The sequence below is a fragment of the Variovorax glacialis genome (genome assembly GCF_051216375.1).
Classification (GTDB): Bacteria; Pseudomonadota; Gammaproteobacteria; order Burkholderiales; family Burkholderiaceae_C; genus Variovorax.
The window spans coordinates 1-8,463 of record NZ_JBPJZT010000040.1 but is presented as its reverse complement, the minus strand read 5'-3'; the positions used below and the strand labels follow the sequence as shown (position 1 = coordinate 8,463).

At 61.5% G+C, this 8,463-nt stretch carries 7 protein-coding genes; 5 read left to right on the top strand and 2 right to left on the bottom strand.

Annotated features, from left to right (window positions below):
* A partial coding sequence (locus ACSFBL_RS35170) for a hypothetical protein (RefSeq protein ID WP_435520436.1) occupies positions 1 to 864 on the top strand: 864 nt, incomplete at its 5' end.
* 259 nt (positions 865 to 1,123) lie between these two features.
* Here ACSFBL_RS35170 and ACSFBL_RS35165 read toward each other — a convergent pair.
* Entirely contained in the window at positions 1,124 to 2,227 is a 1,104-nt protein-coding gene (locus tag ACSFBL_RS35165) for a competence protein CoiA (RefSeq protein ID WP_435520435.1), read from the bottom strand.
* 884 nt (positions 2,228 to 3,111) lie between these two features.
* Between ACSFBL_RS35165 and ACSFBL_RS35160 the strand changes: the two genes are divergently transcribed.
* The 4 genes from ACSFBL_RS35160 to ACSFBL_RS35145 all read left to right on the top strand — a co-directional run bounded on the left by ACSFBL_RS35160 (position 3,112) and on the right by ACSFBL_RS35145 (position 7,181).
* Positions 3,112 to 4,236 (top strand): ImmA/IrrE family metallo-endopeptidase, encoded by a 1,125-nt coding sequence (locus tag ACSFBL_RS35160; RefSeq protein WP_435520434.1) that lies wholly within the window; start codon positions 3,112 to 3,114, stop codon positions 4,234 to 4,236.
* The gene (locus tag ACSFBL_RS35155) at positions 4,233 to 4,796 is read left to right on the top strand and encodes a DUF4411 family protein (RefSeq protein ID WP_435520433.1); all 564 of its coding nucleotides are present in this window, start codon (positions 4,233 to 4,235) and stop codon (positions 4,794 to 4,796) included. The genes ACSFBL_RS35160 and ACSFBL_RS35155 overlap by 4 nt, the downstream gene beginning before the upstream one ends.
* Positions 4,797 to 4,924: 128 nt before the next feature.
* Complete coding sequence (locus ACSFBL_RS35150; protein ID WP_435520432.1) at positions 4,925 to 5,761, top strand: hypothetical protein; 837 nt, start codon at positions 4,925 to 4,927, stop codon at positions 5,759 to 5,761.
* Positions 5,762 to 6,284: 523 nt separating this feature from the next.
* Positions 6,285 to 7,181 carry an abortive infection family protein gene (locus ACSFBL_RS35145; RefSeq protein ID WP_435520431.1) on the top strand — a complete coding sequence of 299 codons (897 nt, stop codon included), beginning with the start codon at positions 6,285 to 6,287 and terminating at the stop codon, positions 7,179 to 7,181.
* A 19-nt stretch (positions 7,182 to 7,200) separates the two neighbouring features.
* On the opposite strand, the gene ACSFBL_RS35140 is transcribed toward ACSFBL_RS35145, so the two are convergent.
* The coding region (locus tag ACSFBL_RS35140; protein WP_435520430.1) for a DUF4236 domain-containing protein at positions 7,201 to 8,463 on the bottom strand (1,263 nt) is incomplete at its 5' end.

The following is an 8,463-nucleotide window of genomic DNA, read 5'->3' as shown; positions in this document are numbered from 1 at the left end:
CCCACCAAACCGGCGCCGCCGGTGGCTCGTCGTCTACGGCGGCTACGCCGCCTTCGACTCCTCACCACCGGCCATCACGCTTGTCGTTCGACCGGCCAAGATGATTGTCGCGCCCCAGTCGAGACCGCGCCGCTCAATCAGCAGCGGCGCAAGGAGATGTTCGCATCCAAGCCGATGGGCTATCTCTTCGATGAAATCAACAGGTCATACCTTCGGGAACTGGGCAAGGCGACATCCGAGGACGACGATGAGCCGCAGGTCGAATCGGACGGGCTGGTCTTCCGCACGCGCTTTGCCCTTGAGCTGCCGGCGGAGGAACTGGAGCGAACGAAGGCGGGGCTCGAGGCATTCAAGACGCTGCGCAATCGCATCGTCCACCACTTTCTGGAGGACCACGACCTGCTGACGCATGTCGGATGCGAGCGGGCCATCGCTGCGCTTGAAGAAGGCCTGGCCACCGCTCAGTCCTCATATGAGGAAATCCACCAATGGGCCAAGACGGCGATGGAAGCCCAGCAGCACTTCGCGGCCTTCGTGCAGAGCGCTCACTTCGATGATTTTCTCCACGGCATCTTGCCCGACGGCACGGTCGACTGGCCAAATTGCACAGCCGTCATGCTGCTTCGGCGACAGGAGGAGCAGTCAGCGCCTGGGGAGATGACCCGGTTAGATACCGCGCTTGAGGCGATACGGGTCTCCCACCCCGAGCACAGGCCACGGAGGTACTTCTGCCAGAGCTGGCGAGAGCTTCTGAAGCGGTCCGGCCAGTTCCACGTTCGCAACCAGAAGGGAACCGGGGAGCAGCAGGGCATCAACTGGTACCGAAGCTTGCATCGGAGCGGGCCATCACCCTCCGAATCCTGACGCGCTGCGGCGCTGTGCCGGGCCGGCCCACCAGGCCGGTACCATCCCCGTATGTCCGAAACGCACGAACTCTTCGCCCGCACTTCCTCGATCCTGCGCATGCCTTCATGGTTGGGCCCTAGCGTGCATGAGGAGGCCGAGCTGGCGCTCGAGCCGGGTGCGTACAGCGTCACCCCCGGGGAGCGAGGGGAGAGGTGGACGGTGACAGTGGTGAATACAGGCGAGACCGTCTACGACGGCATCGGGCCCGTTGAGCTCATCAGGGCGTAGCAACCGTTTCAGCTATTCCGCCAACCGAAGCTGGCGCATCGCCGGCGGAAGTGGGAGGGTCTCGGTAGACCCACCGCGGCGCGCCGCGCTCCACTCGCTCGAAAGACGCCACTCCCAGGGGAGACGGGGAGGGGTCCCCGCGATCAAGCCGTTGAAAGGCTTCGCGCAGCTTTTCGCTGACGTGATAGTTGTTCTGGGGAGAGCTGCAGTGGATGCATAGGTTGCAATGTGGCCAATTTGTGCGCTTGCCCTGGATCACCTGCTGCATGCCGACCTCGTTCAGGCCGCATGACCGCAACTCCCCCGGCAAAACAGCCAGCTGCACCCCACCGAGCGTCTGGGATAGCGATGCCACGCTCGTGGGGCGGTACCACCAATGGGTGTCGTCGCCGCTGGTCATGCCGCAGACCTGTTTGACCGGTTTCTGACAGGCCCAGCACGCATCTTCCATGAATTCCACGTAGAGCGTCCGGCTGAACTCCGGTGCCTCCCAAGTCACGCGCTTCGACAACAGGGCTGTCACGAACTCCGGCAGGTTCGCCGGGAATCCCTTCACGGCCGGCGGCTTACCTACCTCGACGGCGCGCAGGACAAACGACGGCGTCTCCTTGTCGGAGTGCACCGTGTAGTCACTCTTGCGTGGGGCATGAAACCAGGCGCCGCGCACGCCGGACTCTCGATAGCGGCGTTGACGCCTCAGCGTCTCCTCGTGCGTCTGCGGCGACATCTGCACCTCGAAGGCGATCTTGGCGTTGCCTTGCTCGCAGAACACATCCGCGATCCATTCTTCGCCTTGCGGGCAGGCCCCTGGGCGCTCGGTGGTGACCGTCCAGCCGGCTGCTTTGGCCGCCTCGGCGATGAGCTGTTTGCAGTACAGGTGTTGAGCGCTTTCGGGGGCTGACGTGCATGGACCCCTTCGAGAGTGCGCGAAGAAGTGGTTTCCAAGCGTGCTGGTCTTGGGTATAGCCCCGCGGCCGCAGCACGGCATGGCCAGGCTGAGAGCGCGATAGCTCGACTTCAGCGCCGCCCACTGGTCCTCGTCATAGTCGAACGCGTGGAGGTTCGCCTCGCCAGAGGTCGCGCGCAAGGGCATGTGGGCGTTTTGTGAGGGTGCTTCAGCAGGTGCCCCAATGATAGATGCCCGCTCAGGCGCAAGGCTCGGTAGGTCAACAGGCGTACGGGGGAGAGCGACCCGGTGGGCACGTGTCCTGCAGGCCTCTCGAGAGCCGGCTGCAGAAATTTTGCCTCTCGCCTGGCGCGACGGTGTCTATCTGCTTTATCTGCCTGATCCAGTCGTCACAGGTTTCAGGTCGGCGGCCGCGTCCTCGCCAACTCCCATCCTGGCGACTGCTGCCCGTGGAAGCCGCGCTGGCTGCCGCTAAGCGAAGTCTCGTATACGCGAGCGGCACGACGGCGCGTTTGTCTTGCATGTGCACCGGACGCCGAGAGCCTCCGCCACCCAGGGCTGTGACGCGTCTGCGCGTACTGAAAATTCCTATCCGGCTACGTTGCGTGACATGAACACGGCGGAACTCGGACATCCCCCTTGGAGCTCGGCCGATGCTTCGAGTGCCACAGGGACGTACTCTCGTAGTTGGCTTGCGAAGCCCCGTTTCGAAAAGTAGGTTGCTGCCGTGGTGGTGAGAAAGTTCAGCGTCTTGACCTCGCGTCAGCGTGAATTGCCTCGTGCGTAGGAGCGCGCTGTCACCGTAAACCTCGAGGCCGGCGGTGCCGAGGACCGTTGCTTCGTCCACCGCAACCAAATACGCGGGGAGGTGCTCCCGAGCTCCGTCCAACGGTAGCGAACATTCCTGCAGCAACGCTGCAATCGAAATCCAATGAGAGTCGTTTGCGGGGCCGGCCGGGGCATTTGGCTCCAACTAGCGGGTGCGGGGCGATTTGATCCCTCAAGCGCCGGCTGCATCCCGGGAAGTTGCCAGCCAGCGGCCTGAGTTTCTACTGATATATTCCCCTTCAATGGCCACCCTGTCGCTTTCCCCCCAGACGTTGGAGTGGGCGGCCGCGAAGGTCGGCCTTTCGCTCGACGCCTTAGCCGAGAAAATCGCAGCCCCCAGCCGGCTCGACCTGTTCCTCGAAGGAAAGCTGACGCCGAGTCAGATCGAGAAAGTAGCTGCGGTTGCCCGCGTGCCGTTCGGCTATCTGTTCCTCGAGACACCGCCAACGCTCAAACGCCCCGAACTGCCTGACCTTCGGCAGCTTCCCACCGCTGACCCGCTTTCTGATGCGTTTTTTGAGACCCTCGAGGACGTGCTCAGAAAGAAGGAGTGGTTCGCTCAATACCTCACGGATGTAGGCGCCAATGCCCCCAAGTTCGTTGGTAAGTTTCGAGACGCTCAGCCCCCCGCCACACCCGCTGTCATCGCTGAGGACATTCGGACAGTGCTCGAGGTGACGCCAGAGGCGCGCGCCAAGTGCGCCACGGCAGAGGCGTTCTATTCGTATCTGGCCGAACGCCTCGAGGCCGCCGGTGCGTTAGTGTTCAAGACTGGCATCGTGAAAAGCAACTCGCATAGAGCCCTGCCCGTCGGGGAGTTTCGCGGGTTTGCCATTGCTGACCCCCTTGTGCCGGTGGTCTTCGTGAACGGGCAGGATTCGCCGGCCGCGTGGGTGTTCACGTTGATGCATGAGGCGGCTCATCTTTGGGTCGGGCATAGCGGTGTTTCCGATTCGTCGGCCTCGCACGATGGCGCTCACTCCGGCCTCGAGGCGCTGTGCAACCAAACTGCAGGGGAGGTGCTGGTGCCGTCGCTGGAGTTCGTAGCCCGGTGGAAAGCGCAAACTGATTCGCACCTGGCCGTTCTAAGCCGCGTCTTCAAGGTCAGCCAGCTAGTTGTTGCGCGGCGCGCGCTGCACTTCGGCTTCATTGATCGCGCGCAGTATCTGGCGGTCGCCGATGCGAGCCGAAAGGCAGCGGGCAAAAGTGGCGGCAACCCGTACAACACCTTGCCTGTTCGCAACAGCAAGCGGTTCACAAAGGCATTGGTTGCCAGCGCCATGACGGGTGAGACGCTGCTGCGTGACGCCGGCAGCCTGCTGAGCGTTTCCCCGAATACTGTTGTTGAGCTTGGACGGCGCGGATGAACCCGAACGTTAAATATCTGGTCGACGCCAACGTCTTCATTCAGGCGAAAGACATGTACTACCGCTTCGATTTCTGCGGTGGATTTTGGACATGGCTAGGCTTGGCTCATGACGCCGGCATCGTCTACAGCTGCAAAAAGGTCTTGGCAGAGCTGACGACCAAGCAGGTACCCGACGCCGTACATAACTGGGCAGTGGCTCAGCCACCGGGGTTCTTTCTCGATGACGTTAGAAACCCGGCGGTGATGGCGCACTACGCAAACATCATGCAGTGGGCGCAGCGCTCCCACTTTCACGCAGCGGCCATTGCCGAATTCTCGAGGGCGACCGTGGCTGATGCATTCCTGCTGGCCGTGGCGAAGCACCACGGCTACACGATTGCGACGCAAGAAAAAAGCAGCCCCGATGCGCGGAAGAAAATCTTTCTGCCTGACGCGGCGCTCGCGCATGGCGTGAAAACGGTCTATGTGTATGACATGCTGTCTCAACTGGCCGCCTCAACATTCGTGATGAAGCAAGGCGGTGCTTCTCCCGCGCTGGCCATCAACGCTACGCCCTAAGTTTGGCGCCCGCCGGCGGCGGTTTGCATTTAGCCGCGACCAGCGTCCGGCGTTGAGCAAATCAGGCGGCAAGCAATCGCCGAAACCTAAAAAGCGCAACGATTTTCTACAACGCAAGGAGTTCCCCTTTGTTTAATCTGCTTGTATCAGGCATTCCGTGGAACGACACCCGAGACACGATGGGTGCGGGCCGGGTGTTTGAGCACACCGAGGCGAGGCTCGTTGCCCAATTTCAACCGGCCGGGGTGCTCGACATCGATGCTTTGATGAAGCTTCCAGCGTTGTTCATGCAAGAGGGTAGAGGGGCTGAACTCCGCGCTCGGGTTGGAACGTTGACCCGCGTTCGACTAACGGGGCGTGACTATCAGCTTGAATATGCCTATGACACGGATGTAGCGCCGATTTTCAACAATGATTTGGTGCGCATGGCGCCTCAACTCGGCATCGAGGATTGGGAGTTTGCCCGCACGCATTGGGCAGTCAAGGAAGGCGACCTCTACCGCGAACTACTCAGAGCCGGCGCTGCTAGGACGCCCGGACCGCGGGTGTTTCGACTCAGCGAAAACCCACCGGACCAGGAACTCGTGTCCGTCATGATGCCTTTCAGCGCAGAGTTCACTGACGTCTACACGTCGATTCGCGGCGCTGTAGAGGGGCTGGGAAAAACGTGCAGCAGAGCGGACAACATATGGAACGCCGATGCTGTGATTCAGGACGTGGTTTCATTGATTTGCGATGCGCGCGTTGTAATTTGCGATCTGTCGGGTCGAAACGCGAATGTCTTCTATGAGGCAGGCATCGCGCACGCGCTGGGCAAGGAGGTAATTCTCATCACGCAATCGGCCGAGGACGTGCCCTTTGACCTTAGGCATCTGAGATTTGTCCAGTATCTCAACAACGGCGAGGGCCGGGTTGCGCTCGCCGCGCGGCTCTCGGGTCGCCTTGAAACGCTTTTTGGGACCTGATCGGATGTAGGTGCCGAATTGCTGTCGTTCGCCATTCAACGGAGGCGCGCAAACCTGCTGCAACTCCGCCACTTGCAGTCCAGTCTGATTCTTCCGCCTGGCCACCAAGGCATGGAACGGCAAGGCTTCGCCGGCCGAGCTCTCCAGCATCGCGATCTGTGAAACTGCACAGGAAATGATGCCGGCGTTCTTCACAGAGTTAGGGCAGCCACACAAGGCACCTCGCGAAAGGGCGAATGAGGTCGTCCGAAGGCTCGGTGTTTTCTGACGCGGCCACATTCGTGGCCTTCATGGCCGTGCGATCCACGCCTGAGAGAGTTGTCTTGCCGGAATTCGGAATGCTCGGGTCGGGCGGCAGCGTGCGACAGAAAGACGCCGGCCGCGAAGCCCACAGCAGCCTTGACGTCTGCGGCGCGGATGCGTAGGGAAGACAGGCACGCTGCGGAGTTCAAGGCCTCGGTCGCCGATCCTCCCGAGTGGCAATGAAACGACAATAGGCGTTCACAGTCCTTCCGTCTCACCCATGGCCAAGCCGATCCCAGCTCCACTTCTTGCCATCGTCTCGAACATCGTTTCCACAGTGGAAACCCATGCAAGCATGGACAGCTTGTTCATGTACGCCGAGGCCTCAGGCGATCCTCCAGAGGGCAGCAAGCACGTCAAAGCACAGGAATGGCTGCGAAACACGAACAAGCAGCACCCCGAGCCGTTGGCGGTTCTCGGACGAATCATCAGCGGGTACATGGAGGACCCGGTGATGGCAGCGGACTACACGGCTCCTCGATGGACCGACGAGGACGAATACACCCTGAAGAAGCGCGAGAACGTTCGCAAGATCGAGACGGTGCTCGCCAACAACGGGCTGGAGTACCGCGTGGGCGGATTCATCACCGGTGGTGGCCTCGCACCAAGCAAGACGTTGGGGCAACTGATCAAGGGCCGGGACATGCCCGCGATCCACCGCGAGTTTGATCGCGCTATGGAGACCGTGGATGCCAAGCCGCGAGAGGCGGTATCCGCCCCTTCCAACATTCTCGAATCAATCTTCAAGACGTACATCGAGGACAACAAACTCACTATGCCGGACAAGCAGGATTTGCAGCCTGTGTTCAAGGTCGTTCGTGCAGACCTCGGTCTCGATCCCGGCAGCATAGAGGACCAGGACCTGCAGCGGATCATCACTGGACTGTTCTCAATCGTTGACGGCATCGGCGCATTGCGCACGCATGCGGGCAGTGCCCACAGCGAAGGTCGCAAGGGCTACAAACTCGAACCTCGGCACGCACGCTTGGCGGTCAACGCCGCGCACACGGTCGCGACGTTCGTTATGGAAACCTGGGACAGGAAGATCGGTCTTAAGCCGCTGCCTGCGACCGCGAGCCCTGCGCCCAATGGCCACGACGACGACACGCCGTTCTAGGGGGCGTGCTCACGGCTAGCTACGCGCCTCGGCGAGTGGCTTCGCCCAGGGTCTGCCAAGCTCGCTCGAACGTCTCGGCAGCTTCTACGTTGCTCAACATGTACTCTTCATTGAGGCCGGAAGACGACTGCACCGTAAGACGGGCGTACTGCATCACGGGGATCGGGTAGTTGTCCTTGAACCTCTTGTCCGGGGTGCCGTCCTTGTTGGTTTTTGCCCAGGTCGTGCCCACCTGCACGGCGTCGGAAGGAACGGCTTGCTCCTCATGGAAGCGCATTCGCTGAACCTTCAGATCAACGTCAGCGGTTTCGATCAAGGCGTAGTTCGTTGCCGCCGCGTGATAGATCAAAAACCCCGGGTAAATGTAGATGTCCCCGCCGTTCGCGTTTTGCAGACATGGCACTGGCATCGGTGTTGCGATGACTCCGCAGTGCCCGAGGCTGAACTTAACGGACTTCAAGTCCACGATGCGATTCGCAACGGTGCGCTCTGCAAACTGATTGGCTGACCGGTGGGCTACGTTGTCCCACACTCGTTCCGAACGCGAGCAGGCGACGAAGTCATCGCACAGTCGGGCGAACGCAGCGGCCAACGCGTCAGGAATTTCGAACTGCGTATGTAGCCGAGACAGTTCGAGTTGCTCCTGCAACTCCCGACGCAGCGCCTGGGCATTCTCGGCCCTCATTTGGAGTTCAGCGAACCGCCGCTTCATCAGGCGCCTGTAGAGCCATCCGTTGGCCCAGCTGCGGTAGAGGCTGACCTCTCGCATCTCGGCTTCCTTCGCGTTCCCTATGTCATCCTGCACGCTCGTGTGCTGCCGCTGCGCTTGCGCCAACGCTTCCTTGAAGGCGGCGAGGCCAGGACTGGTCAGGGTCGCAGAGCCTGCGCTCTTGATCTCCTGCAACGCAGGCGATTGCACCGCTGGCAACTCGCGGCCCGGCATCGGCTGCGGCGGTGCGGCGTTCGAGTTTGGGCGAAGAGGTACCGCATTGCCGGGGTGCGATGTCGGGCCGCTACGTTGTGTCAGCGGCTGATGGAATGACAAGCCTGTCCCAGGAATGCGGGCCGTCAGGGCGGCCCCGTTGACCCCGTGCGTTAGGCGCAGCGGTCCTACGCCCACCGACGTGGTGAGGCCTCGCGGCGAAAGGGTCAGGCGAACCCCCGGGTGCGTATTTCGGAAGAGCGTGACCGACCGTTTCGGCATCGTGACCGCCGAATTCGGGAACGTGACCGATGATTTCGGTGACGTGACCGACGGACCATTTGCAACTGCCTGAGGGTG

What these genes read in the sequence shown, in the direction of transcription:
- ACSFBL_RS35165 (WP_435520435.1), bottom strand. Translation starts at nt 2,227, where the DNA reads ATGCCCTTGCGCGCGACCTCTGGCGAGGCGAACCTCCACGCGTTCGAC.
- ACSFBL_RS35160 (WP_435520434.1), top strand. Translation starts at nt 3,112, where the DNA reads ATGGCCACCCTGTCGCTTTCCCCCCAGACGTTGGAGTGGGCGGCCGCG.
- ACSFBL_RS35155 (WP_435520433.1), top strand. Translation starts at nt 4,233, where the DNA reads ATGAACCCGAACGTTAAATATCTGGTCGACGCCAACGTCTTCATTCAG.
- ACSFBL_RS35145 (WP_435520431.1), top strand. Translation starts at nt 6,285, where the DNA reads ATGGCCAAGCCGATCCCAGCTCCACTTCTTGCCATCGTCTCGAACATC.